This is a genomic window from Achromobacter sp. DH1f (assembly GCF_000633435.1).
GTDB classification, from domain to species: domain Bacteria; phylum Pseudomonadota; class Gammaproteobacteria; order Burkholderiales; family Burkholderiaceae_B; genus Achromobacter; species Achromobacter deleyi.
Map to the genome: position 1 here is coordinate 48235 of NZ_AYMF01000014.1, position 25306 is coordinate 73540.

Below are 25306 nucleotides of genomic sequence, written 5' to 3' on the forward strand. Positions count from 1 at the left end.
CCGCGCGCCGGCCGCCGCTTGCCGCCCGGCCTACAGGAACGTGCGCGTTCCCCACCAGCCGGGCAGCAGCAGCGCCGCCGCCCACAAGAAAGCCGAGGCCCAGTTCGCTGCCTGAAACGCCGCCGCCCGCATGCCGCAGATGCCGGCGATCATCGGCACGGTGGCGCGCAGCGGCCCAAAAAAGCGGCACAGCACAATGCTCAGTACGCCCCATTTCTGGATGAACAGCGTACTGCGATGCAGTAGCTCGGGGCGCTTGCGCAGCGGCTTGCTGCGCATCAGGCTGGGCCCGAACCAGACGCCCGCCGCGAACTGCACCCAGTCGCCCAACGCTGCCCCCACCGAGATCGCCAGCCATACCGCCACGAAGTTGGCATCGCCCAGCCCCAGGATGGCGCCGATCGACAGCAGCAGCGCCGTGCCGGGGATCACCAACGCCACCAGCGGCAGCGATTTCAGGAAGGCGAAGGCAAAGCCCATCGGCGCCAGCCAGTTCGCGTGGGTCTTGGCGAAGTCCACCATCGAATCCTGCAAGGCATGGAACGTCTCGAACAGCATCGCGCGTCACCTAGACGATGACATCGCGCAGCCCGCGCGGCCGGCGCCGCACCAGGCCCGCCAGGTGCTCCAGCGCCTGCCCCAGTTCCTGGCGGTCGGGAATGCTGCCCAGCGAAATGCGGATGGCGTTGGGCGCGCCCGGCCCCTGGTGGAACACCTCGGATGACGTCACGCTCAGGCCTTCGTCGCGCGCCACCCGTTCCAGGTCCGATGCCGTCCAGCGGTCGGGCAGCGCCTGCCACAGATGGATGCCCGCCGCGGCGGACGGAAACGGCCCCGGCAGCAATTGGCGCGCCAGGCGCTGGCGTGCGTGGGCTTCCGCGCGCACGCCGTCCAGGATCTGCTGCGCCATGCCGCTGGCGATCCATTGCGTGGTCAGCACGCCCATCAACGGCGCGGCCATCACCGCGAACGACCGCATGGCGGCCAGCACGTTGCGGCGGCCGTCCAGGTCGGGCGTCAAGACAAAGGCCGTGCGCAGCCCGGGCGTCAGCGTCTTGGCCAGCGTGGCGATGTAGAACACCGACGCAGGCGCCAGGCTGGCCAGCGCGGGGGGCGCGTCGTGCAGGAACAGCGAATACGGGTCGTCTTCGATGATGCGCACGCCACAGGCCGCGGCCGCCCGCAGCAGGTCGCGACGACGGGCGACGCTCATGGTGTGCGCCGTGGGATTCTGCAGCGTGGGGTTCAGATAGACCAGGCGGCCACCCTCGCGGCAGGCACGTTCCAGGCCGGCAGGCGTCATGCCATCTGCATCGGTGTCGGCCACCAGTATCCGGCGGCCGAACTGCTGGGCCGCCGTCAGCAGGCCGGGGTACACCAGCGGCTCGGCCACGATGCCGTCGCCGGGTCGGCTGTAGGCCAGCATCACCGCGGCCAGCGCGGCCTGCGCGCCCGGGCACACCAGCACCCGGTCCGGGTCCACCCGGCCCACCGACTGCGCCAGCCACTCGGCTCCCGCCTCGCGTTCAGCTGGACCGCCGCCCGCCTGGTGGTAGGTCATCATCACGCCGACGTCGTGGCGTTCCATCGCCTTGGCCAGGCCGCGCCGCAGCAGGTCCTGCAGATCGCACCCCAGCGGCAGCGGCGGCATGTTCATGCCCAGGTCCAGCATCTGCAACAAGGGTTCGTCGGTGGGCCGCGCGATGAAGGTGCCCAGCGGGCCGCGCGGTTCGATCAGCCCGCGCTGGCCGGCTTCGGCATACGCGCGTGTCACCGTCGTCAGGTCCACGCCCAGGTGCTGCGCCAGGCCGCGCTGCGGGGGCAGGCGGTCGCCGGGCTGCATGCGGTTGTCTGCCACCGCGCCAGCGATGAAATCGGCGATCTGGCGGTAGCGGGGGCCTGCGCCGCGCACGAACTTCAGCGGCCAGGATGCATACATTTCGTCGTTATGCATGGGTCATATTGCGAAAAAATGTCGCAATGTAGGGGTGATATCAATCGACGAGTATGGCAACAAACAGGCATTACGTCCATACATGCCGAATCTTGTACGGCTCGGCGCCATCCGGGGCGCCGTTCGCTCGATGCCTTACCGCACGCCCGGGTCGGGCTGCACCAGGTGGCGCCAAGGAAAGACATCCTGGCGAAAGTGGCTGACATAGCCGCCGCGCGGCGACTGCACCACCATCATCCCCAGCTTGGGCCGCAGCGCTTGCAGCGCCTGCAACTGCTCCAGGCTCAGGCAGGTATTGCGCAGGGTGAGCGCCCGCAGTCGCTCACCGGCCTCGCTGCGGAGCAACTGTTCGTAGGCCGAAAACGGCGTGATGCAGCCGGCTTCGCGCGCGTCGGCCCAGGTCGAGTGCAGCTCGGTGGATTCCGTGAAATCCAGCGACCGCAGCGCCGTCAGATTGGTCGAGGACGCCAGGTTCTCGATGAAGGCCTGCGTATCGAACCCGCTTTCGACCACCAGGGTCTGCAAGTACGGCAACGGCACGTCAAAGAAAGACGCATCCGGCGCATTGGGCACGGTCAGCTGGGTCAGGGCGGGCGCCTTGGCGGCGAACCGGGCGATCTCGCCCGACTCTTCCATGATGGTGCCAGCCCGCTGAATCAGCACGACATTGTGGTCGGCCTGACCGCTGGGGCGGATGGCCAGCGACTTCAGCACGGGAAAGCGCACAGCCGAATCGACGAGCGGCGTGAACTCCCATTCGCGCGTGCCGTTGGCGCCTTCGTCCGGTCCGGTGAACGACAGCGCCACGATCGCATCGGCGACCTCCTGGTCCGCCAGGCAGGCCAGCGTCCAGGCAAAGGGTTCTTCCCACAGTTCGCCGAAATATTCCACCTGCAGGCCGCCGAGCAAGGGCGCGATGGACAGATACTGGTACGCCCGGCTCCACAGCGGCAGGTCCGGGGCGCGGATGTCCACGTCGTCGTCGACGCAGGCCAGAAGCGTGAATTCATGAATGCGGCGCTGCAGGTCAAGCAGCTTGCGATAGCCGGGGGTCGACAGAGGATGAACCATGCGGGCGCTCGTAGTCAGAAAAAAGGTCGGATGCGGCCTGCCACGATACCGCAGCCGCATGCCAGGCGTGCGCACCGCGCACGTCCAACCGGTGCGGATGAAACCGCCAGACGTTGCATAATTGAACGGTTCCGCCACGCACCAAACCGTCTCATGCGCCCCGACCTGAACCTGCTGTACGCGCTGCAAGCCTTGCTGGAAGAAGGCAGCGTGGTGGGCGCCGCCCGCCGCATGAACCTGAGCGCGCCGGCCATGAGCCGCACCTTGGCCCGCATCCGCGAAACCACCGGCGACCCGATCTTCGTGCAGTCCGGACGCGCGCTGGTGCCCACGCCGCACGCCCTTCAACTGCGCGATCAGCTGCAGGACGCCATCCGCCAGGCCAGCGGCGTGCTGGCCAAGGGCGAACAGGCCGACCTGAAGCAGCTGGACACGCGCTTCAACGTGCGCGCCCACGACCTGTTCATCGGCATCTACGCCGGCCGCTTGCTCGATGCGCTGCAAAACGACATGCCGCGCGCCACGCTGTGCTTCACCCCCGAAGAAGACGACATCGACGATGAGGCGCTGCGCGGCGGCCGCGTCGACCTGTTCATCAGCGCCGCGCGCCCGCTGGGCCACGAGATCCGTGTGCAGCCGCTGTTCACCACCCGCGTCGTCGGCGTCGCCTGCGACGATCATCCGCTCTTCAAGGACGGCATCACCGCCCGCCGGATCGCGCGCTGGGGTCACATCGGCGTTTCGCGCCGCGGCAAGACGCACGGGCCCATCGACACCGCGCTGGCCGCGCAGGGGCTGGACCGCCAGGTCACGCTCATCGTGCCCACGCCCAGCGCGGCGCTGCTGGCGTTGCATGGGTCCGACCTGATCCTGCCGCTGCCCGAGCAACTGGCGCGCGCCGCCGTGCAGATGGGCATGAAGGTGCGGCTGTTCGACCTGCCGCTGGCGCTGGACCCGATCCTTATCACCCAGGCCTGGCATCCGCGTTTTCAGCACGAGCCGGCCCATCAATGGCTGCGCCGGACCATCCGCGTCTTGACCGAAGACGCGCGCCCTCCCGCCTGACACGCCCCCGCCCTGCGTCGCCGGCACGTGCGCGCCGCGCACGCCAGCCGTGCAGGCTTTCGACTTCTCCTCGCGTCGCTCCACTCCTAGACTTTCTTATCGCCAGTTTTCAGGAGCGATCAGAATATGTCTTGCCCTGCGGCACCGCCCGCGAACCCGCCACGCGCCTGGACCCGCCGCGTATTGACGGCCCTGGCCCGCTTCGATCCCGCCACCCCGCGCAGCGCCTATATCGCGCGCTCGATCGCCGCCGCCGCGCTGGCGCTGGGGGTGGCCTACCTGCTGGAACTGGAAACGCCCTACTCGGCCGCTTCCACCGTGCTGCTGGTCATCCACCCCGTGCAAGGCGCCGTCATCGGCAAGGGCGCCTGGCGCATCATCGGCACGCTGGCAGGCATGCTGGCCGCCGTGTGCCTGATGGCGGTTGCCGGCCAGATGCCCCTGCTGTTCATCCTGGGCTTCGGTGCCTGGCTGGGCCTGTGCGTCGCCGCCATGACGCTGCTGCGCCACTTTCGCGCGTCCGGCGCGGTGGTGGCGGGCTATACCATCGGACTGGCCACTTATGGCGCCATGGGCCATCCCCAAACCACCTTTGAACACGTGATGGGCCGCGGCTCGACCGTGGTCATCGGCGTCGTCTGCCTGGGTCTGATCAGCAGCCTGGCCAGCAGGCGCGGCCTGCGCGCCACACTGCAGGCGCAATACGCCCGCCTGGCCGCCGCGGTGGCTGGCGTGATCGCCCGTCAACAAGGGGCAGCCCCCGCCGACGCCCGGCAAACGCGGCAGGACCTGCTCGCCGACATTTATGGCATGGACGATCTGCTGGCCGCGGGCAAAGCTGAATCCGAAGACCTGGCGCAGCGCGCTGCCGCGGTCCGCAACGGCATGGCTGCATTGTTCAGCGCCCTGGTGGGCGGCGTGGCGCCGTTGGTCGATGTTGGCGTGACCGTCCTGCCCCCTCCCGTCCCGGGTGACCAGGCGCCATCGGCGCAGCACCGTGCATTGGCCGCCCTGCAAGCGCCCCTGCGCAAGGCCTGGGAAGACGCCGCCCGCGCCGTGGCCGATGACAATGCCGCGCTGGCCGCGCGAATCCTGCGTGACGCCGACCAGCGCCTGGGCGAAACGCTGACGCCACTGCGCCTGGCCAATGCCCGCGATGAAGCGGCCGTGCTCATCGCTGCCGACCGGCTGCGCGAACAGCTGCACGCCTATCGGGTCGCGCTCGACGGCCTGGCCGCGCTGGCACGGCCACGGCCTGCGGCGGGCGGTGCGCCGGTGCGCTTTCACCGCGACTACGCCGGCGCGCTGCAGAATGGGCTGCGCTCGATGACGGCCATCGTGCTGGCCGGCCTGTTCTGGCTCTGGACCGGCTGGGACCACGGCGACATGATGCTATTGGTGCTGGGCCCGTATTGCGCCCTGCTGGCCACCGCCCCCAATCCCCCCGCGGGGGCCCGCCAGTTCCTCAAAGGCACGCTGCTGGCTGTGCCTGCCGCCGCCTTGTGCGCCTTCGGCGTGCTGCCGCAGGTGGACGGCTTTCCCCTGCTGGTCATCGCCTTGGCACTGTTCTGGCTGCCAGGCATTTATGCCACCAGCGTGCCCCGCCACGCACTGACCGGCCTGGCCTACCTGGTGGCCTTCAATACGCTGGCTGCGGCAGACAACCCCATGCACTATGCGCCGCTCGACTTCGCCAACAACGCGGTCGCCTGGGTACTCGCCACCGCGTTCGCCCTGCTGGCCTTCCAGGTGATCCTGCCGCGCAATCCCCGCCAGGACGTCGCCCGGCTGCAGCGTGCCCTGCGCGACGACGCGCTGGCGTTGCTGCGCGGCAAGCGGGTCGACCCGGCCGGTTGGCAGCAACGCCAACAGCATCGTCTCGCGCAACTGGGCGCCCACGTCAAAGGCCAGGCCGCGCAAGCAGATGCCCTGGCGCCGGGCCTGGCGGCGATCCATGTCGGACGCGAGGTCTTGCGTATCCAGCGCCTGCTCGCCAGCCGCACGCTGCCGCCGGCCGCGCAGCGCGCGGCGCAGCAGGGCCTTGACCGGCTGGCCGGCTCCGCCAGGCCCCTCTCGCGCCGCACGCGGTATGCGCAGCACGCCGCCCGCCAGCTGGCACGCCGCCTGGACGAGGCCCCGGCCTCGCGCCAGGTCGTGCAAAAGGCCATGGCCGCCTTTGCCGATATCCATCGCCTAGTCCAGGACCACGCCGCCTATTTCAACGCCTCCGCCGCTTCGGAGCCATCCCGTGCTGAGTGAATTCGCCATCGCCGGCATCTACGTGCCGCCCTTCTTTCTCTACGTCTGCATTGCGCTGCCGCTGTACTGGCTGCTGCGCGCCGCCCTGGCTCGTAGCGGCGTGCTGCGCCGAGTCTGGCATCCCGCCCTGTTCGAGTTCTCGCTCTCGCTTGCGCTGGTGTCGCTGCTGATCCTTGTCGCCTGATTCCCCATCCGACTCCCGTTCTCTTGCTGCCTTCCTTTGCCGTCCCCCATGTCACTGCCTTTGAAAACCCTTTCCCGTGCCGCACTGACGCTGGCCGCGCTTGCCATCGCCGGCGCACTGGTCGCCGCGCTGTGGAATGCCTACGTACTGGCCCCCTGGACCCGCGACGGCCGCGTCAGCGCGCACGTCGTGCGCATCGCCCCTGAAGTCTCGGGCACCGTCACCGAAGTCGCCGTGATCGACAACCAGTCAGTCAGGCAAGGCGACGTGCTGTACCGCATTGATCCCCGGCGCTTCGAGCTGGCCGTCGAACAGGCCCGCGCACAGGCTGCCGCGGCCGACGAAACGCTGCGCCAGCGCACGGACGAGGCGCGCCGCCGCGCGGGGCTGGACGATCTGGTATCCCGCGAAGACGTCCAGCGCGCCGCCCGCGCGGTTGCCATTGCTCAGGCCGACGCGCGCCGTGCCCGGGCCATGTTGGACGTGGCCGAACTGGACCTGGCGCGCAGCGTGCTGCGCGCCCCCGTGGACGGCTTCGTGACCCGGCTGCGGCTGCGTGCCGGCGACTACGCGGTGGCCGGCAAGCCGGACATCGCCATCCTGGACGCCCACAGCTTCTGGGTCACCGGCTATTTCGAAGAAACCAAGCTGGCCGGCATCCGGCCCGGCGCCCCGGCGCGCATCAAGCTGATGGGATTCGAACCGCTGCTGGCCGGCCGCGTGGCCTCGATCGGCCACGGCATCGCCGACGACAACGACGGCCCCGACGCGCATGGGCTGCCGTCAGTCAAGCCTACCTTCAGCTGGGTGCGGCTGGCCCAGCGCATCCCGGTGCGCATCGAGCTGGACGCGCTGCCGGACGGCGTCACGCTGGCGGCCGGCATGACGTGCAGCGTCGATGTCGGCCAACCCGGCCAGACCGCCATGGCCCAGGGCCGGTTGGCCACCTGGCTGCGCGCCTTGATGTAGGACCCGCGCCATGACCCACGCACAGCCCCTTTCCCGCACCGTCCTGGCAATCGCGCTGTCTGCCGCGCTCGCTGCCTGCACTGCCGTCGGGCCCGACTATCAGCCCGAAACGCCCGCGTACCCAACGGCCTGGTCCACCCCGCAACCGGGCGCGGCACCGGCCGACGCGCAGACGCTGGCGGCCTGGTGGCGCGCCTTCAACGACCCGCTGCTCGATCAACTGGTGCAGCAGGCCCTGGCGCAGAACCAGGACCTGGAAATCGCCCGGCTGCGGTGGGTGCAGGCCCGCGCCGAACGCGACCAGGTCGCCAGCCGCCTGGGCCCCGAGGTCGGCGCGAGCGCCGATGCCACGGCGCAGCGCTCGGCCCGCGCACTGCGCTACCCGCCCGGCATCGGCGAATCCCGCGCGTACCGCCTGGGGCTGGACGCCAGCTGGGAGATCGATGTGTTCGGCGGGCGTCGCCGCGCGGTCGAACGCGCCGACGCCGACGTGCAGGCCATCGAAGCAGATGACCACGCCCTGCGCATCAGCCTGCTGGCCGAACTGGCGGCGGACTATGCCGCCTTGCGCAGTACCCAGGCGCGCGCCGCCATCGCCCGCGACACCATCGCCACGCTGGCCGCCGCCGAACAGCTGGCCGAGCGCGCCGCGCGCCATGGCCTGGGTACCACCGCGGACGTGGCCCAGGCGCGCGCCGAACGCGAACTGGCCCAGGCGCGCCTGCCCGAGCTGCAAGGCGATCAGGCCCGTCTGGCCCACGCCATCGGCGTCCTGACCGGAGGCTTTCCCGCCGACTGGACCGCAGCGCTGACGGCGGCCGGCCAGCCGCTGCCGGTCCCGCCCGCCCTGCCCGCCGGATTGCCCTCCGACGTGGTGCGCAACCGGCCCGACCTCCGCGCGGCCGAACGCCGCCTGGCCGCGGCCACCGCCGATATCGGCGTGGCCCAGGCAGAGCGGTTTCCCAGGTTCGTCATTCCGCTCGGGCTGGGCAGTGCCGCCAGCCTCCTGCATGACCTGTTCACCGACGCCAGCGTGATCTGGTCGCTGAGCGCGTCGGCCAGCCAGTCGGTCTACGACGGCGGCCGGGCCACGGCCAACCTGCGCGCCGCCCAGGCGCGGGCACAGGCACATCGCCTAGCCTATGCGCAGACCGTGCGGCGCGCGTTCCAGGACGTCGAGGACGCCCTGGCTGGCCTGCATGCCGAACAGGCGCGCCAGACGGCCCTGGCCGCCGCCGTACGCGACAGCCAGGATGCCCTGGCCCGGGCCACCCGGCTGTATCGGAACGGCCTGACCGGCTACCTGGCCGTCCTGACCGCCCAGCGCGCCACCTACCAATCACGCGACGCCCTGGCGCTCAGCCAGTTGGCCCGCACCCGCCACGCCATCGGCCTGTACAAGGCGCTGGGCGCCGGCTGGCAAACCCCGGCCGAGATGGCCCTGCCGCCGACGCTGGCCGATGCCGCCCATCCCCCTTCCTCCCATTGACCTCCAAGGAGCCTGACCCATGTCCCTGTCCCCTGACGCCTTTCGCATTCATGACGTGCGCCGTCACCCCCTGTGTGTCTTCAATCCGGCCAACGCCCAGGCCGGGTACGCGCCGCAATGGGAAGCCGAAATGGAAGCCCTGCTCGCCGCCGGCCGGCCCTTCACCATCGCCTATGTCGAATTGGACCCCGAGGAATCGCACGAAGACCGCAAGCAGCGCGGTCTCTGGCTCAAGCACAACAAGGCGCGGCTCGGCCGGCTGTGCAAGGCCCAGATCAGCGTGGAACCGGACGCCGCGCGCCGCGCCGCGGCCGCCCGGCACGGCGACATGGCCGAGAAAGCCTTCGGCATCCCGCACGAGGCGGTGGCAACGCTGGAAGAGGCCGTGGCCCTGACCCGCCGCCTGACCAATCCACTGCCCCTGCATCGCCCGGCCGATGACGACATGCGCGCCTGGGACAACCTCAGTTAACGTCAACGGCGGCCGGCGAGATATTTTTTTCTATGCAGCCGGCCCGTCCGAATCTTCACATTCTTTAAATGTATCGAGGAATATTTATCCGCCCCCTCCCGTAGATTGCGTAGCCATTGCATGGGCTACCCCGGAGAGAGCGCGCGTGTCGGACATCGTCGTCTACGTCAGAAGCCAACCCCAGCTGGGCGACCAGATCGTCGCCTTTGCCACGCTTTACCAGCTCAAGGCGTGGTGGCCGGGCAGACAGGTCAAGGTGGTGGCGCGCGATGACGTCGGCCACATCTACCGCGACCTGCCCTGGGTCGACGAATTCCAGCGCGCCCGCAGCCTGCGCGACTATGTCCGCAGCCTGACCTCGGCCACCCAGGTCTCGGTCAACCTGCACCACAGCAGCGAACGCTTCGGCCTGGTCAATCTGCTGCGCTTGCCGGCGATTCGCCTGGGCTTTCGCAACGCCCGCTTCAGCGACCTGGTCTGGACGCATTGCCACCGCAAGGACGAAGCCGAATACATCGGCCTGGCCAATCTACGCCTGCTGGCCGCGTACCGGCCGCTCGATGCCGAAGCGGCCGCACGCCGCTGCTTCGCCGAGCTGGCCACGCGCCATCGGCACACCGAGCTTGGCGCCGACGTCGTCTTCATCCCCGGCGGCGGCTCGGGACCGTTCAAGCGCTGGCGCCTGGCGCACTACCTGCGGCTGGCGGACCGCCTCAAATCGCTGCTGGGCGCCGACATCCGCTACACCTTCGTGCTGGGCCAGCAGGAAGCCCGTGAACGCGCCGAGCTCGACGCGCTGCGGCGCACGGACATCCAGGTGGCCTATTGCCGACCGCTGTCCGAACTGAGCGCCATCATGCTGCGCGCACGCCTGGTGGTCGCCAATGATTGCGGCCCGTCGCATGTGGCGCAGGCCGCCGGCGTGCCGTACGTGGGCATCTTCAACCAGTCCAATCCCGAATGGTTCTGGCGGCGCCGCGGCGCCGCCGACGTGGTGCCGCGCGAACCGCGCGACGGCATCAATTCCATCACGCCCGACGACGTGCTGCGCGCCTGCGTCGAGGTCCTGTCGAGCGCGCCCGCCGCCCGGGCCTGAGCGCCCCGGTTTTCCTACCTTCTCCCATTTTCAGACCCGATGCGGATCCTGCATATTCTTGGCGAAAAAAGCCTGGGCGGACTCGAATTCCGCACCCTGGAACAGGCTGCCTGGCTCAACCGCCACGGCCATGCCGCGGCCATCGCTGCCCCCGCGGCCAGCGCCATCAGCGAAGCCGCCTGCCGCCGCGACATACCGACGGTGCCCATCGATTTCGATTCGCCGTATTCCCCCAGCGCCATTCTCAAGCTGCGCCGCACCGTCAAACTGATGGGGGTCGACGTCATCGACAGCCACAGCCGCGCCGACGGCAAGACGGCCGCGCTATGCCGTGACCTGTGCGCCGTGGTCCGCACGCGCCATTTCGCCAAGCCCATGCCCACCAGTGCCCGCCGCCGGCTGGAATGGAAGCTGGGCTGCGACCACGTCATCGCCACCAGCGACGCCGGCCGCGATTCCCTGCTGACCGCCCGTTTTGCACGGCCAGAACGCATCAGCGTCGTGGGCGAATGGGCCGGCGACGCCTTCTTTCGCGTCGTCGACAAGATCGGCGTGCGGGAACGGGCGCGGCGCGCCCTGAATGTGGATCCCGCCGCGTTCGTGGTCTCCACCATCGGCATGCTGCGCCCGGAAAAGCGCCAGGCCGACCTGTTGCGCGTGGTGCTGCGCCTGCGCCGCCATTCGGTGCCCGCCGTCGCGCTGGTCGTGGGCATGGCCACCGCCGAGACCCAGCCCTACGCGCAGCAGCTGCGCACGCTGGCCGTGCAGTTGGGCATCGCCGATCACGTCGTGTTTGCCGGGCATCGTCTGGACGTGGTCGACATGATCCATGCCACGGACGTGATGCTGGTGCCTTCCGCCACCGAAGCCTGGTCGCGCGTCGTGCCGGAAGCGTTTGCCGCGCGCTGCCCGGTCGTGGCCAGCCAGGTGGGCGGACTGCCGGAAATCGTCAGGCCGGACATCACCGGCTGGCTCGCCGCCCCTGGCGATGTCGCCGGCTTCGCCGAGCGCATCCTGAGCATCCGCCACGATCCGGACCGCGCCGCCGCCATCGTGGCGCGGGCCCGAGATTATGCGGAATCGAATTTCCGCCTGGCCAACCAGATGGCTCATACGCTGGACGCCTACCGCCGCGCCCTGGGCCACGACGAACGGGCGTTCCGGCCGGCCTGAGGCCCGCCGAACGGCGCCGAGCCGTTACAGAAACCCGGCGGCGCGAAACATGCGGTCGTAGATCTCGCGCACCGCGGCCTGTTTGCGCAAGTTGTAATCGGCCACCTGGTCCACGTCCTGCGCGGCGGCGCGCTTGGCGTGGGCATATTGTTCGCGGTCGTCAGGGTGGCCGCGCAACCAGTCCCGGAACATCCTGTGGCGGATATTCTCGGGGCAGTCCGGGCCGAATACATGGAGATTCACCCGAGGCAACCGGCGCAGCAGGCAACGATGCTGGTGCCACGAGGGTTCGCGCACCGTCAACACATAACCGGTCGCCGACAGCGCCGGTACATAGGCGGCTTCGTCGGCGGGGTCCGCCACCGCCACGTCGATATCGATCACCGGCTTGGCCGGCAAGCCAGGCACCGCCGTGGACCCGACATGGTCGATGGCCAGCATCGTCTTGCCCAGCGCGGCGGCGATGGCGTCGGCCAGCGCCGCATACTGCGCCGGCCACGCGGCATCGTAGGGCACGACCTCGATGACTTCGGGCGCGGGTTTGCCTAGGACCCACGGGTTTTCGTCCGGGTCCGCGTCGTAGTGCCGCATGATCTCTTCAGGGGTCGGCATGGTGCCTCGGTTCAGGCGGGGCGCGAGCGGACGGACGCGCCGATCGCTAGCGGCCGCGGGCCGACCCACGGCTGCCCGGCTTGCGATCCATGGCCCGTCCCTTGGGCGCATAGGTGTTCTTGGGCGTCGGCCAGCCCTTGCCCGCAGCAGGCACGTCCGGCTTTTTCGGGGTGGCGGCGGGCTTGTCTTTCTGTTCCGGAGGGGTGTCTTTCTTTTCCATGGCGGTTCCTGGGCAGCGGCAAGGCGGCAATACGCCGCTTCGCCTTACAGCGCCCAGCATACGCGCTTTGCGCCGCCCCCCCCCCACAAATTAGAAACTTCCAATGGCGGCGGCGCCTGGCGGCTCGCACACTGGGATGCCCTTCACCACCGCATCCACATATCCATGAACATGCCCTTGCTCAGCGACGTCGCCGAGGAATCCCTCTTTCGCCATGCCGACCTGCGGCACAAGCTGCCGCCCAACAGCGTTCTGCTCATGATGCGTGAACATGGCTGGTCCGCCCTGCGTGCCTGGCGCGAAGCCCACGGACTCTCCCGCGTCGAAGTCGCCAACCGGCTCGACCTCACGCTCATCACCTACAGCCTGATCGAAAACGGCATGGTGCCGTTATGCGAATGGACCGCGCCGTTTCTCGAAACCCGGCTCGACATCCAATGGTCGATCGTCTGGCATGCGCCGGCGCACCGCCCCGACCTTGTCCAGGATCTGCCAAAACGCCGCGGCCGGGCCCGCCGCGAGCCGCGTGGTGCACGCGAACCGCGCGAACATGCGCAATAAAAAAAGGCGCGCCCCTCTGCAAGGGCGCGCCGCAAAAGATCCCGTCCGGACCGGCCCAGAGCCAGAACGGGATCCGGCGAATCAGTTTCCTTGTTCTCCCTCGACGGCAAGCAGCTCCTGCGCGGCTTTGTCCAGCTTTTGCTTGGCCCGGCTGATGCGGTTGGGATCTCCGTTGCGCAGTTCGCGGTCCAGGATTTCCTGGCGTTCCCTGACCGCCCGCCGCTGTTCCCGGACCTTGTCGGTGAACTCATGCACCGTCGGCCTGGCGTCGCTGCCGGGTGCTGCATCGGCCTGCGTAGCCGCGGCGCCAAACGCCGCCAGCAGGGTCGCCAGGCCGGCCCCGATGGCAACAAGCCGGCTCGGGCGAGCGAAGCGGCCTGGAAAAGCGGAAAGGATGTTTGTCATGCGGGCGATTCCTGCGGGCGATTCCTGATGCACGTGCCGACAACGGCGAATGCGTCCATGGTGCCCAGCGGTTTGACGCCCTGATATTGGAACTTTCTGAAAATCGCAGTGAAAAGCGCACTCGAAATTTCAGAAACTCGCTCCTGTAACAAAAATTAGAAACTTCCAATGCCCATCCCGCTTGCGCCGGCGCAGAATTCACCAGACCTTGCGGTCCCACGCGGCGATTTCGCCGGTCCACGCCCGTTTGCCGACCCGTCCCAGCCCTGCTCCGCCCTCCCTCCACAGTGCCGGAAAGCGCGTCTGTCGGCGTCGGCACCCTCCTGCCCGTCTTGATCCCCTCACAAAGGAAAGCACATGACTCTTCGAGTGCTGGTACTGGAAGATGACCCCATTCAGGCCCGCTACGCGTCGGCGGCCCTGTCGCGCTGCGATCTGGCCGGGTTTGGCGTCGTCAGCGACGCGCAAGACGCGCTGCGGCGCCTGCGCGCCCAACGCTGGGATGTGCTGCTGTGCGACCTGCGCCTGCCGGGCATGGACGGCATTTCATTGGTCCGCGAGCTGGCGGCCTTGAGCACCCCGCCCCAGGTCATCTTCACCACCACCCTGGATCCACGTTTCTTGCGATCCGCCGAACTGGTGGCGCGCAGCTCCAGCGTCGAGGTCATCGGCCTGATCGAAAAGCCCCTGGCCGTCGATGCCCTGCGCCAGATCCTGGCCGGCAGCGGTCGCATCGCCCAGACGTACCCGCCCGCCGTCTCCCCAGGCCGAGGTTTCCCGGTGACCGAGCGCGCCGCGCTCGAAGCCTTGCAGGATGGGCGCATACAGCCCTGGTTCCAGCCCCAGATCTGCTGCCGAACAGGCCATATCCTGGGCGTGGAGGCGCTGGCGCGCTGGTACGAGCCGCTGCACGGCATTCTGGCGCCCAGCGCCTTCATGCCCACCATCGCCGCCCGCAACCTGGACGGCCATCTGGCTGCCGCCATGCTGCAGCAGTCCCTGGCGGCGCAACAGCGCTGGCAGGACAACGGCCTGACCGTCTCGGTTTCCATCAATCTGAGCAGCGCCGCGATGGCCCGCCACAGCGTCGTGCAATCGCTGATCGATATCGCCGACGCCCGCGCCGCGCGCCGCGAAAGCGTCGTCTTCGAACTGACCGAAACACTGAGCGACAGCGCCGCCGAAGGCTCGCTGTTCGAGAATCTGGCCGAGCTGCGCATGGCGGGCTTCGGCCTGGCCATCGACGACTTCGGCATCGGCTATTCGTCGATGGCGCGGTTGCGCGACATTCCCTTCACCGAATTGAAAATCGACCGCTCGTTCCTTGAAGGCCTGTCCAACCACCCCCACCAGCGCGCCATCGTTGAATCCATGATCGGCCTGGCGCACCGGTTGGGTATGCACACGGTGGCCGAAGGCGTGGAAACCGACGCCCATAGCAAGGTCATCCGTGAACTGGGTTGCGACCGCGAGCAGGGCTATCTGTACGGCGCCCCCATGCCGGAATGGCAATTGGTGTCGTTCTGCCACGCTCGCGATATGCTTGCGCCCACCGAACACATCCTGCCGCCCCCTTCGCTGTGCGGCTAAAATGCAACCACCCGCTTCGAAGGCTTGAAGCCTGCCCGAAATGAAGGACACGGCACTGTGCCTACCCTATTTGTATCTGCAGCCGGCAGGCTGCTGTGTCTGGTCTCCATCGCACTGACCCTGGCGCTGAGCAGCATCGACGCTCACGCCGGCCCCATTGCCTCCCCCCCGCTGTCCGCCCTGGAAAGCAGCCCCGAAGCCAGCAGCGTGGTGCTGCCCCACTCCGACTTGCCCGATGGCGCGGCGCAGCCTGCCCGCATCCTGGTTGGCGTCATGGAAGGCATGGCCCCGCTGCTGTCGCGCAGCGACCGCAGCGGCAACGCCCGAGGCCTGGCCGCCGATTACCTGGACATCATCGCCCGCGCCCGCAACCTGACCGTCGCCGTGCGCTTCTTCGACAACCTGGATGCCCTGTCGGCCGCATTGGCGGCCGGCGACATCGACGTGGCGGTCGGCGCCGACGCTGCCTTGCCGCAAGCCCGCTTTCCGCGTTCGGCCCCCATCTTCAACGCCGCCGCCATCGTCATTACTCGCTCCGAGGTGCGCAACGGCAGTTCGTTGGACACCGGCACGCTGGGCTACCTGCGCAGTGAACTGGACACGGACGACGTGGTCCGGTTGATCCCCGACACCGCGCTGCATGGCGTGGACAGCTATTACGAAGGCCTCGAACGCGTCGCCACCCACAAGGACGTGGCCTTCCTGGGCGACACGGTTTCCATTTCCGCCTACAACAACGCCATTCTTTTCTACATGCTCAAGGCGCGCCCGTCCACCACCGGCCTGCGCACGCAATACGCCTTTGCCTTCAACCCGCAGCGGGCCGAACTGCTGCGCAGCTTCGACCAGGCGCTGGCCGAATTCCCCGCACGGGTGCACCGCACGCTGCAGCGGCGCTGGGTACAGGCCGAACAAGGCCGCCTTGACGGCAAAGTGCCGTTCAGCGACGCCGAACTGCAATGGATCAAGGATCACCCCAAGGTCACGGTCGCCACGTCATCGCTGGTCGTGCCGTTCACGTTCCGCGACAGCTTCGGCCGTTCGGCCGGCATTTCAGCGTCGGTGCTGGACATGGTCACGGCGCAGACGGGCCTGCAGTTCACGCCCCAGTTCTACGATTCGGCGCTGGACCAGATCCAGGCCGTTCGCGACGGCAGCGCCGACATGGCCAGCACCATGCAGGGCAACTACCCCGGCTTCTCCGGACTTGTGCTGACCCGGCCGGTCCTCTACAGCACCTACGCGCTGATCTCCCGCGTCGACGGGCCGCACCCCAAGACCATCGCCGAACTGCAACCGCTGCGCGTCGCGCTGGTGACCGCCTCTCCCCTCAAAACCCTGTTGCAGGCGGCCGGCCCCGAAAAGCTGCCCACCATCGTCGAAGTGTCCACCGGCCTGGCGGCCCTGAATTCCGTGGCCACCGGCGAGGCCGACGCCACCACGTTGCTGTATCCGTCCGCCGAATACCTGATTGCGCGCTTCTATCAAGGCCAGTTGCAGATCACCGGCATCGGCAAGCCGGACATGGTGCCCTTTGTCTACCCGGTCTCCGAACACAATCCGTTGCTGGCCTCGATCATCGACAAGGTGCTCAATGCCATTTCCGACGAGCAGATGGACTTCACCATCGCGCAGTGGCAGTACTCCGAACAGCTTGAATTCCGCTGGGCCGCCCGCGGGCCGCTGATCCGCGGCCTGATCATCGGCGGCAGTGTCGCCGGCATCCTGCTGGCCGCCTGGCTGCTCATCCTGCTGGTGCGCTTCCTGAAAAGGCGCCGCGACCAACGCCTGATGCAGGAACGCCTGACGCTCAAGCGCCAGATGCTCGACGCCAATCCCAACCCGATGTACGTCTGGAATCCGGACGGCATCATGATTGCCTGCAACGAGGCCTTCGAAAAGCTGGTCAAGGACCCTCTGGTGGATATGAACCTGACCCTCGAAGGCATCGCCACCCTGGATGACGCCAGCCGCCAGCAGGTTCGCCGCGCTTACGACGAAGTCAAGGCAACGCACCAGCCGTACTTCGCCGAAATGACGCTCACCCTGGGCGGGCGCGAACTGACCGGCCAGCACTGGGTGGTGCCACTGCTGGGCGCCAACGGCGAACTGCAGGCGTTGCTCGGCGGCTGGGTCGACCTGACCGAACTCAAGGCCACCGAACGTTCGTTGCAACTGGCCATCCAGCGCGCGGATGCCGCCAACCGCGCCAAGACATTGTTCCTGGCCACCATCAGCCACGAAATCCGCACGCCGATGAACATCGTGGTGGGCGCGCTGGAACTGCTCAAGGAAGGCAAGGCCGGCGATGTCTCGCTGCCCGCCCAGCAACAGGCGGCGCTGGCCTACGATTCCGCCACCGCGCTGCTGCTGCTGCTCAACGACATCCTGCACTACTCCAAGATCGAGGCCGGCGAGCTGTCCCTGCACTATTCCGCCGGCGACCTGACCGAGGCCCTGCCGCGCTGGGTCACCGCCTTCAACCGGTCCGCCCAGGCCAAGGGCATCAGCCTGGACGTCAAGGTCGACCCTGCCGTGCCGGCCGACCTGGTGTTCGACGCAGGCCGCCTGCGCCAGATCATCAATAACCTGGTGGCCAATGCCATCAAATTCACCCCGCGTGGCGCGGTGACCGTCACCGCCGACGTCCTGCGCCAGGACCAGGACCTGTGCGTCGTGCGCATCACGGTGCGGGACACCGGCATCGGCATCGCGGCCGATGCCGTGCCACACCTGTTCAGCCCCTTCCAGCAAGCCACCGCCGGCATCTATGAGCGCTACGGCGGCACCGGCATGGGCCTGGCCATCAGCAAGAAACTGGCCGAACTCTTTGGCGGCGAAATCGCCTTGCAAAGCGCCGAAGGCAGCGGCACCACCGTCACCGTGACGTTGCCGATGCGCTATGGCAATACCTGGTCCGCCCCCATCGAGGCCGAATCCGGCACGGCGGAACAATTCCCGGCCTTGAGCCTGCCGCCCACCAGTACCGTGCTGATCGTCGACGACCACCCTTCCAACCGGATGTTGCTGGAAACGCAATTGCGGTTATTGGGCCTGCAGGTCATTTCGGCCGCGTCCGGCACCGAAGCGCTCGACGCCCTGCACCACGACTGGAAAAACGACCATGGCGCTGGCGGCATCGCCGCGGTCATCACCGATTGCACCATGCCGGGCATGGACGGCTATACCCTGACCCGGGAAATCACCGCCGGCGCGGCAGCTTGGAAAGTACCCCGCCCTCCCGTCATCGGCTATTCGGCCGACGGCACCTCCACCGCCTACCGGCGTTGCCTGGAATCCGGCATGCTCGGCCTGCTGGTCAAACCCGTGGAACTCGATACCTTGCGCGCAGCCCTGCTCAGGGCGCCCAGCCCTCCCATCGCTGCGGCGGCCGCGTTGCCGTTCAATGCACCCACCCTGCCCGCCCCGGAACCCGAGGCGGCCCCGTCCAGCGAATACCTGGACGATCTGATCGCGGTGTTCGGCACCCACGACAAGGCGCGTCAGTTCGTCGCCACCTTTCTTGAACTGTTCGACCAGGACCTGGACGATCTGGCCCGTTTGTTGCCCCTGCACGATGACGGCAGGCTGCACGACTGGATCCACCGGGCCCGGGGCTCGACCCACGCCGTTCAGCATCCTGGGCTGGTCGATTGCGTCGCCGCGTTCTCCAGCGCCATCCGGCCTGCCGACGCCACGGCCCGTGAAGCCATCGGCGCCGCCTTCATCGCCGAATGCCGGCAGATCATGGCACGCATGAAAAAAGAATCCGACGCGGGCACGGCGACCGGCATAATGACGCTGGATAACGCACCCTGAAAGGCAAGCCCACCATGCGAGTCATTGCCATCGACGACCACCCTCTGATCCTCGCCGGGATCGAGCAACTCGTCAACGACCAGCCCGACACCCGTTTGGTCGGGCGCGCATCGACCATCGCCGAACTACGCGACCTGCTGGCCACCACTGCTTGCGACGTCCTGATCGCCGACTATTCCCTGCCCCGCGAAGACGCCGCCGACGGCCTGTCGCTGCTGCGCCAGATCCAGCGGCAATATCCCGACCTGAAAATCATCGTGCTGACCATGCTGGACAACGCCGCGGTCATCCGCGTCATCATGAACAGCGGCGTGGCCGCGCTGGTCAGCAAGCGCGATCCCTTGAACCATATTTCCATTGCGCTGCAAAGCCTGCGCGGCGGCTTGACCTACCAGTCACCGACGATGCAGTCGCTGCTCGGCGAAAGCCGCCACGCCGTGGCTGGCGGCACGCTGAGCGGGCGGGAAATCGAAGTGCTGCGCCTGTTTGCCGCCGGCATGTCCATGACCGAAGTCGCCAACAAGGTCAACCGCACCGTCAAGACCGCCAGCGCCCACAAGGTATCCGCCATGCGCAAGCTGGGCGTCAAGAACGACTCCGAACTGCACGCCGCCCTGCGCGACCTGCGCCTGCTCTAAGGCGTTTCGCCCGAAAATTCAGAAAGTTCCAATAGCCGCCGCCCGTCACGGCGGGCAAGCTGAACAAGCTTGCCTGGACGCCGGTCGGTCATCGCCCGATTCCCCAGGGAAAGCCACCTTTTCCTTCAGAAATCCCGGGTCGATCCTTCCCATGCGCCTTCATTCACAGCCCAAAGCACGCCCTTGGCGCTGGCTGGTCTTTTATTTCCTGGTCACGCTGGCCTGCGAACTCGCCGCACATCTGGTCTGGATACGCTCCTGCCGCGCCCTGGTGTGCTACCTGGGCATCTGTCCGTCATCGGTATGGTTGGTACTGGCCGTCACGGTGCTCGCGCTGCCCATCCCCTATTGGCATCTGCGCCACGGGCTGTTCAAACGGACCACCGGCCGCGACCCGCGCTCGGCACGGCGTTTCGCGGCGGTCTATTTCGCCTGTAGCGTAGCCGGCATTCTCGCGGCCACGGCGCTGTTCAAGGTCGCCGTGGAAAACTGGCCGTTTCTGTCCTAGCGATTGGCGGATATGGCCTGCTGAAGGGCCACGACAAGTTTCTTATGATTGGCGCTGTCGTCCGGACGCGAGACCACCACGATCAAGAGCATATGCTTGCCCGACACAACGAATGTCGACGTCTGCAGAACTGCATTGCCCCCAATCTTGGTCTGTGCATCGATCTGCGCGGCATCAAACCCGGCGATCTTCAGATTTTTCTTGCCGGTGCCGCGGTATGCCTCCATGGTGCGTTGCTGGTCCGTCTCGTAACCGCTCGTCATTCCTCGCAAGACAGTGCTGTCGATATCCACGGCGACGGCCCCGTCAGTCAACAGAATCGCTTGCCTGGCCTGCGGATTCTGGTACCGGGTGACCGCCATCCCACCGTTCTCGAATGCCTCTGCCTGTTCGAACCCGTCTGGAAGGGCAATCTTTGCCAGTCCGCCCAATACCACTTGCGACGAGGCATTGCGCTGGGCGGGCGCCGCCGCGTCCTGGGCCCATGCCCCAGCCGCGCCCGTGCTCAGCGCCAATGCCAGCAACAGCCTGGCCGCAATTTTCCTGTTCAACATAAGATTTCCCTGAAGTGATCCTGCGCGCCCATGCGAACCCCAGCCCTGACCGGCACGGTGGCCATTTCAACGGGAAGAAGGCAAGTTCGAAGGCAACGCTGTCCGCCTGTCGCACGCCCGAAAGCCGGGGGTGCGCGGAACAGGTAATTTATGAAGACGGCACGTAGGTGCCTATTGGAACTTTCTTAAAAGCACGGATTGCTGCGTCGTGCATCCGTGGCGCGGCAGGAGGGGCTCGAACCCCCGACCCCGGGCTTAGAAGGCCCGTGCTCTATCCAGCTGAGCTACTGCCGCGCGGTGTGCATACGCCCGGAACCGGTCCGGGCGCAGCATTTTACCCTGTTGCGGGATACCGCGGGGGCATGGCGCCACGCCGCGCCGCGAGCCGGAGGGTTCCGCGGCATTGCCCGTCGTTATTCTTCGCCGATATCCGCGTGCGTGGACACCCACAGCACCAGGGCATCTTTCTTGCTCAGGCTGATGACCCGGTGGCCCATGCGGCTGTCGATATAGAAGCTTTCGCCGGCTTTCAGGCGGGCCGGTTCGTAGAATTCGGTGTAGAGCTCGACCTCGCCTTCCAGCACGTAGACGAATTCTTCGCCGTGGTGGCGGCTCCAGTCCTGGAATTCGTCGAACTTGCGGGCCTTGACCCGGGTGTGGAACGGCATCATGCGCTTGTGCGACAGTGCGGTGCAGAGCAGGCGGTGGTCGTAGTACGGGGTTTCGTACTGGCGCCCTTCGCCCTGGCGGGACAGGCTGCGGCGGCCGGTGCCCATATGGGCATCCGACGCGGTGAACAGTTCGGCCACGTCCAGGTCCAGGCCGGCGGCGATCTTGATCAGGTTGTCATAGGTGGGCGACAGCAGGCTGTTCTCGATTTTCGAGAGCGTGGACGCGGACACGCCGGTGGCTTGCGCCGCCTGCTTCAGTGTCCAATCCCGCGCCTGGCGCAGGGCTCGCAGCCGTTGTGCCAACACGCTCTGTTTGTTGCCTTGCATCTGTACACCCTGTCATGCACGCGACTGCCGCTCCCGCCACCAATCGCGCGCCTGGTAAGACCAATATGTGAGTTGCACCGCCGCCGTGCCGAAGGCGCCGCCGTTCCAGGCCAGCCCGAACGGGGCGAACAGCTGGTAGCGCTGGCTGTCGCCGGTGATTGCCTCGGCCACGACCCGCCCGCCGATGGAGGTGGTGTTCATGCCGTGTCCGCCGAAAGCCGTGCAATACCAGACCTCGGGGGCCAGCTTGCCGATCTGCGGCATCAGATGCCGCGCGTAGGCCATGCGCCCGGACCACGCGGTCTCGACCCGCAGCCCCTGCAACTGGGGGTAGACGGAGAGCAATTCGCGGCGCAGGGACTCGGCCAGATCGGGCGGATCATCGACACGGGTGGTGATTCTACTGCCCCAGCCGATGCGCCCGCCATCGAGCACCCGGTAATAGTTGCCGGCGCGGCGGTCATCGCCGATGGCGGCCGACGTGCGGATGGCTTCGTGCACCCGGTCGCCCAGCGGCTCGGTCAGCATGATGTAGGTGGCGATCGGCAGCATGGCCCGGCGCAAGGCGGGCACGGCGTCGCCGGTATAGCCGCCGGTGGCCAGCACCACGGTGCGCGCGTTCACCTGGCCGGCGGCCGTCTGCAACAGCTTGGCCGGGCCGTCCAGCCGCGCCTGGGTCACCGGAGAATCTTCATGGATCGTCACGCCCAGCCGCACGCATTCCCGGGCCAGGGCGCGGGCGTAGTTCAGCGGATGGAAGTGAAACGAGGCCAGGTCTTCGATGCCCTGGAAGTACGCATCGGACACCAGCCGTTCGCGCACGTCGGCGCGCGACAGCAGACGCACGTCGCGGCCGAAGTCGCACCACTGGTTGTCGCAGTAACGCCGCAGCGCGTCGGTGGCCTCGTAGCGCACCACGCGCAGGCGGCCATCGACCTTGTGGGCATCGGTGATGTGCAGCGCGCGGATGTTGTCGCGGATGATCTCGACGCCTTCCATGGACAGCCGGTACAACTGGCGGTAGTGGTCTTCGTCGACGTGCTTGCGGATGGCGTCCGCACCGGCCGAGAACGCCGGCGAGACCGAGCCGCCGTTGCGGCCCGACGCGCCCCAGGCAATGCGGCGGCCTTCCAACAGCGTCACATTGCGGCCGCGGCGGGCCAGCTCCAGCGCCGTGGACAGGCCGGCCAGCCCGCCGCCCACCACGCAGATGTCGGCGTCGGCCGCGCCGGCCAACGGCGCGTAATAGGTCTGCGCATCGCCCAGGGTGCGTTTGTAGTAGGTATCGATGTACTCGGTGGCCATGGTCTGGGGTCAGTGCAGTCCGGCGCCCTGCAGCCCGCCGGTCAGGCGTTTTTCCAGCCAGTTGGCCAGGCGCAGCAGCGGGTAGCAGTAGAGAAAATAGATGGCGGCGATCATGCCGTAGATGAACAGCGATTTCGCCGGGAAGGTGATGATGAACACTTCACCCTGGCGGGTCAGTTCGGTGATGCCGACGACCGACAGGATGGCGGTGCTTTTGATCAGCATGACGTAGACGCCGCTCATGGGTTGCACGATCAGGCGCATGGCCTGCGGCAGCACCACCAGCCGCAGGATCTGCAAGGGGCGCAGGCCCAGCGTCATGGCGCCTTCGGTCTGCCCGCGCGGCACCGACTGGATCGCGCCCATGACGATCTCGGCCACATAGCACGACGTATAGACCGACAGCGAAACAAAAGCCGCCGTGCCCGAATCCCAATGCAGCAGTTCGATGCCGGAACTGGGCAGCACGAAATAGAAGATGTACAGCTGCACCAGGAACGGCGTGCCGCGCAGCACGTGGATATACAGCCCCAGCAGCTGATGCACGCCACGGATGCGGTAGCTGCGGATGACGCCGATCACGAAACCCAGCAGCGAGCCCGCGATGATCGCCACGAACGAGATCTTCAGCGTTTCCCAGAAGCCCTTGAGCAGGAACGGCAGGACGACACCGGCGGTGGACAGGTAGGAATCCAGCATGCTTACCTCGCGTTCCAGGCGGGACCCGCCAGCCAGAGGCTCACGCCTCGCGACAACAGCAGCATCACGCCGTAGATCAGCAGATAGCCGGCGGCGATGGTGAGGAAACTTTCGTTGGGCACGATGCGGTCGCTGTTCATCTGCACGCCGGCCGCCACCAGTTCGAACACGGTGATCAGCGACAGAAGCGAGGTGTCCTTTATCAGCACCGCGGTCTGCCCCAGCAGCGGCGGCAGCGCGTTGACGAACGCTTGCGGCAGCACGACATAGCGCAGCCGCTGGTGGTAATTCATGCCGCAGGCCTTGGCGCCTTCGATCTGGCCGCGCGGCACGGATTCGATGCCCACGCGGATGATTTCGCTCATGTAGGCGGCGTGGTGCAGTGTCATGGCAAGAATGCCCAGCACCATTTCGCTCCAGCCCTTGGCGCCGGGGATCAGCATGGGCACGGCGTAATACACCAGGTAGATCTGCACCAGCAGCGGGGTCGAGCGGATGAACTGCACATAACCCGCCACCGGCCGCCAGACCGCGGCGCGCGGCGACATGTGCGCCAGCGCCAGCGGAATGCCGGCCAGCACCGACAGCACCAGGCTGGCGCCCGCCGCGATCAGGGTGTTGGCCAGGCCGGTGGCGAACTGGCCGGTGTACTGGCTGACGATGCGCCAGTTGTAGTAATCGATCAACCAATCCATGAGCAATAGCCTGTCAACACGGGGAGAACCTGGCGCCAGGCTTCAAAGGCCTGGCGCGGCGGTCGCCTATCGGCGAAGCGGATCAGTGCTCTTTCTTCCAGTCGGTCGAATACCAGTACTTGACCTGCTCGGGCAGCGTGTTGTCGGCGGTCTTTAGGGTCTGCCAGTTGTCGAGCCAGAACTTCAGGCGAAAGGCGTTGGGGCCCACGGCAAAGGCCAGCGGTTCGCGCACCATGATGCCGTCCAGCACCCGCAGGTTGCCGAAGTCGACCAGGAACTGGTTGGCGGTGGACAGCGACATGATGCCGGCGTCCAGCCGGCCGCTGGACAGGGCCTGGCCGACCGGCGCGCTGCCGCCCGAGAATTCCTTCAGCGTGGCCTTGGGCAGCATCTTCTTGCCGACTTCGGCATAGGTGCTGGCGCCCAGCACGCCGACGGTCACGCCGGCCTTGTCCAGTTCGCTGTATGACTTGTAGGGCGAATCCTTGGGCACCACGGCGACGGTGTCGGCGTAGAACATGGGCGCCGAGAACAGCACCTGGGCCGCGCGCTGCGGGGTGGGCGTCATGTCGGCGGCGACCATGTCGGCCTTGCCCGACAAGAGCGCCGGGATCAGGCCCTTCCATTCGTAGTCTTGCAGCACCAGCTTCACGCCCAGGTCGTCGGCCATGCGCTGGGCCACTTCCACCGCCAGGCCGGTGCGCTTGCCGCTCTTGTCCATGAAGCTCATCAGCGGACCCGAGGTCTGCACCGCCACCCGCAGCTCGCCGCGCTTGATGATGTCTCCCAGCTCGTCGGCCTGGGCCGGCAGCGCCACCGAAGCGGCCGCCACGGCAAGGCCCGCGGCTCCCAGCCATTGTTTGATTTTCAGCATTTGCTTCCCCTTCAAGATAAGAATGGACGTGTGTCGTTCCGGGCAAACGCCTGATGCCGGCGGCGCCCGGAGAGGCCGGGCCGGCCCTGGATACCC

25 protein-coding genes and 1 tRNA gene are annotated in these 25306 nt (G+C 67.4%); 13 read left to right on the forward strand and 13 right to left on the reverse strand.

Going from position 1 to position 25306, the window contains the following annotated elements; all coding sequences use genetic code 11:
• Positions 1 to 30: 30 nt before the first annotated feature.
• The 3 genes from U858_RS0114020 to U858_RS0114030 form a co-directional block, all read right to left on the reverse strand.
• Positions 31 to 558 (reverse strand): DedA family protein, encoded by a 528-nt coding sequence (locus U858_RS0114020; RefSeq protein ID WP_029953847.1) that lies wholly within the window; start codon positions 556 to 558, stop codon positions 31 to 33.
• 10 nt (positions 559 to 568) lie between these two features.
• Complete coding sequence (locus U858_RS0114025) at positions 569 to 1954, reverse strand: PLP-dependent aminotransferase family protein (protein WP_025137786.1); 1386 nt, start codon at positions 1952 to 1954, stop codon at positions 569 to 571.
• 135 nt (positions 1955 to 2089) lie between these two features.
• Positions 2090 to 3025 (reverse strand): hypothetical protein, encoded by a 936-nt coding sequence (locus U858_RS0114030; protein ID WP_025137787.1) that lies wholly within the window; start codon positions 3023 to 3025, stop codon positions 2090 to 2092.
• A 153-nt stretch (positions 3026 to 3178) separates the two neighbouring features.
• Here U858_RS0114030 and U858_RS0114035 point away from each other — a divergent pair, with 153 nt between their 5' ends.
• The 8 genes from U858_RS0114035 (at position 3179) to U858_RS0114070 (ending at position 11732) form a co-directional block, all read left to right on the forward strand.
• Positions 3179 to 4090 (forward strand): LysR family transcriptional regulator, encoded by a 912-nt coding sequence (locus U858_RS0114035; protein WP_025137788.1) that lies wholly within the window; start codon positions 3179 to 3181, stop codon positions 4088 to 4090.
• Positions 4091 to 4216: 126 nt separating this feature from the next.
• A complete protein-coding gene (locus tag U858_RS0114040; RefSeq protein WP_081821606.1) occupies positions 4217 to 6349 on the forward strand; it encodes an FUSC family protein in 2133 nt (710 codons plus the stop codon).
• Positions 6339 to 6533: a DUF1656 domain-containing protein gene (locus U858_RS0114045; protein ID WP_025137790.1), complete on the forward strand. Its 195-nt coding sequence runs from the start codon at positions 6339 to 6341 to the stop codon at positions 6531 to 6533. The genes U858_RS0114040 and U858_RS0114045 overlap by 11 nt, the downstream gene beginning before the upstream one ends.
• A 54-nt stretch (positions 6534 to 6587) precedes the next feature.
• On the forward strand, positions 6588 to 7502 hold the full coding sequence (locus U858_RS0114050) for an HlyD family secretion protein (protein ID WP_025137791.1): 915 nt from the start codon (positions 6588 to 6590) through the stop codon (positions 7500 to 7502).
• Positions 7503 to 7512: 10 nt separating this feature from the next.
• Positions 7513 to 8991, forward strand: coding sequence for an efflux transporter outer membrane subunit (locus tag U858_RS0114055; RefSeq protein ID WP_025137792.1), 1479 nt, complete (start codon positions 7513 to 7515; stop codon positions 8989 to 8991).
• Positions 8992 to 9010: 19 nt separating this feature from the next.
• A complete protein-coding gene (locus U858_RS0114060; RefSeq protein ID WP_025137793.1) occupies positions 9011 to 9463 on the forward strand; it encodes a hypothetical protein in 453 nt (150 codons plus the stop codon).
• Between the two features lie 145 nt (positions 9464 to 9608).
• Positions 9609 to 10559, forward strand: a complete 951-nt coding sequence (locus U858_RS0114065) for a glycosyltransferase family 9 protein (RefSeq protein WP_025137794.1) — start codon at positions 9609 to 9611, stop codon at positions 10557 to 10559.
• 39 nt (positions 10560 to 10598) lie between these two features.
• Positions 10599 to 11732: a glycosyltransferase family 4 protein gene (locus U858_RS0114070; protein ID WP_025137795.1), complete on the forward strand. Its 1134-nt coding sequence runs from the start codon at positions 10599 to 10601 to the stop codon at positions 11730 to 11732.
• Positions 11733 to 11756: 24 nt separating this feature from the next.
• Here U858_RS0114070 and U858_RS0114075 read toward each other — a convergent pair whose 3' ends face one another.
• Together U858_RS0114075 and U858_RS35635 are read right to left on the reverse strand one after the other, a co-directional pair.
• Complete coding sequence (locus tag U858_RS0114075; RefSeq protein WP_025137796.1) at positions 11757 to 12344, reverse strand: GrpB family protein; 588 nt, start codon at positions 12342 to 12344, stop codon at positions 11757 to 11759.
• Between the two features lie 46 nt (positions 12345 to 12390).
• On the reverse strand, positions 12391 to 12564 hold the full coding sequence (locus U858_RS35635) for a hypothetical protein (RefSeq protein ID WP_157838801.1): 174 nt from the start codon (positions 12562 to 12564) through the stop codon (positions 12391 to 12393).
• A 165-nt stretch (positions 12565 to 12729) separates the two neighbouring features.
• Here U858_RS35635 and U858_RS35640 point away from each other — a divergent pair, with 165 nt between their 5' ends.
• A complete protein-coding gene (locus U858_RS35640; RefSeq protein ID WP_025137797.1) occupies positions 12730 to 13125 on the forward strand; it encodes a helix-turn-helix transcriptional regulator in 396 nt (131 codons plus the stop codon).
• Between the two features lie 81 nt (positions 13126 to 13206).
• Here the strand turns inward: U858_RS35640 and U858_RS0114090 are convergent, their stop codons facing one another.
• A complete protein-coding gene (locus tag U858_RS0114090) occupies positions 13207 to 13530 on the reverse strand; it encodes a DUF1090 family protein (protein ID WP_025137798.1) in 324 nt (107 codons plus the stop codon).
• A 357-nt stretch (positions 13531 to 13887) separates the two neighbouring features.
• Here U858_RS0114090 and U858_RS0114095 point away from each other — a divergent pair, with 357 nt between their 5' ends.
• The 4 genes from U858_RS0114095 (at position 13888) to U858_RS0114115 (ending at position 20085) form a co-directional block, all read left to right on the forward strand.
• The gene (locus U858_RS0114095; protein WP_081821607.1) at positions 13888 to 15120 is read left to right on the forward strand and encodes an EAL domain-containing protein; all 1233 of its coding nucleotides are present in this window, start codon (positions 13888 to 13890) and stop codon (positions 15118 to 15120) included.
• Positions 15121 to 15177: 57 nt separating this feature from the next.
• Complete coding sequence (locus U858_RS0114100) at positions 15178 to 18939, forward strand: ATP-binding protein (RefSeq protein ID WP_025137800.1); 3762 nt, start codon at positions 15178 to 15180, stop codon at positions 18937 to 18939.
• A 14-nt stretch (positions 18940 to 18953) separates the two neighbouring features.
• A complete protein-coding gene (locus U858_RS0114105; RefSeq protein ID WP_029953856.1) occupies positions 18954 to 19577 on the forward strand; it encodes a response regulator transcription factor in 624 nt (207 codons plus the stop codon).
• Positions 19578 to 19728: 151 nt separating this feature from the next.
• The gene (locus U858_RS0114115) at positions 19729 to 20085 is read left to right on the forward strand and encodes a hypothetical protein (protein ID WP_025137801.1); all 357 of its coding nucleotides are present in this window, start codon (positions 19729 to 19731) and stop codon (positions 20083 to 20085) included.
• On the opposite strand, the gene U858_RS0114120 is transcribed toward U858_RS0114115, so the two are convergent.
• From U858_RS0114120 to U858_RS0114150, 7 genes are all read right to left on the reverse strand, one after another.
• Positions 20082 to 20639: a hypothetical protein gene (locus tag U858_RS0114120; RefSeq protein WP_025137802.1), complete on the reverse strand. Its 558-nt coding sequence runs from the start codon at positions 20637 to 20639 to the stop codon at positions 20082 to 20084. The genes U858_RS0114115 and U858_RS0114120 overlap by 4 nt on opposite strands.
• Before the next feature lie 217 nt (positions 20640 to 20856).
• Positions 20857 to 20933, reverse strand: a tRNA-Arg gene (locus U858_RS0114125).
• 119 nt (positions 20934 to 21052) lie between these two features.
• Positions 21053 to 21637, reverse strand: a complete 585-nt coding sequence (locus U858_RS0114130; RefSeq protein WP_025137803.1) for a helix-turn-helix domain-containing protein — start codon at positions 21635 to 21637, stop codon at positions 21053 to 21055.
• Between the two features lie 12 nt (positions 21638 to 21649).
• Complete coding sequence (locus U858_RS0114135) at positions 21650 to 22942, reverse strand: FAD-binding oxidoreductase (RefSeq protein ID WP_025137804.1); 1293 nt, start codon at positions 22940 to 22942, stop codon at positions 21650 to 21652.
• Positions 22943 to 22951: 9 nt separating this feature from the next.
• The gene (locus tag U858_RS0114140) at positions 22952 to 23641 is read right to left on the reverse strand and encodes an amino acid ABC transporter permease (protein ID WP_025137805.1); all 690 of its coding nucleotides are present in this window, start codon (positions 23639 to 23641) and stop codon (positions 22952 to 22954) included.
• A 2-nt stretch (positions 23642 to 23643) separates the two neighbouring features.
• Positions 23644 to 24336: an amino acid ABC transporter permease gene (locus tag U858_RS0114145; protein WP_025137806.1), complete on the reverse strand. Its 693-nt coding sequence runs from the start codon at positions 24334 to 24336 to the stop codon at positions 23644 to 23646.
• A gap of 82 nt (positions 24337 to 24418) precedes the next feature.
• Complete coding sequence (locus U858_RS0114150; protein WP_025137807.1) at positions 24419 to 25210, reverse strand: ABC transporter substrate-binding protein; 792 nt, start codon at positions 25208 to 25210, stop codon at positions 24419 to 24421.
• Positions 25211 to 25306 lie beyond the last annotated feature (96 nt).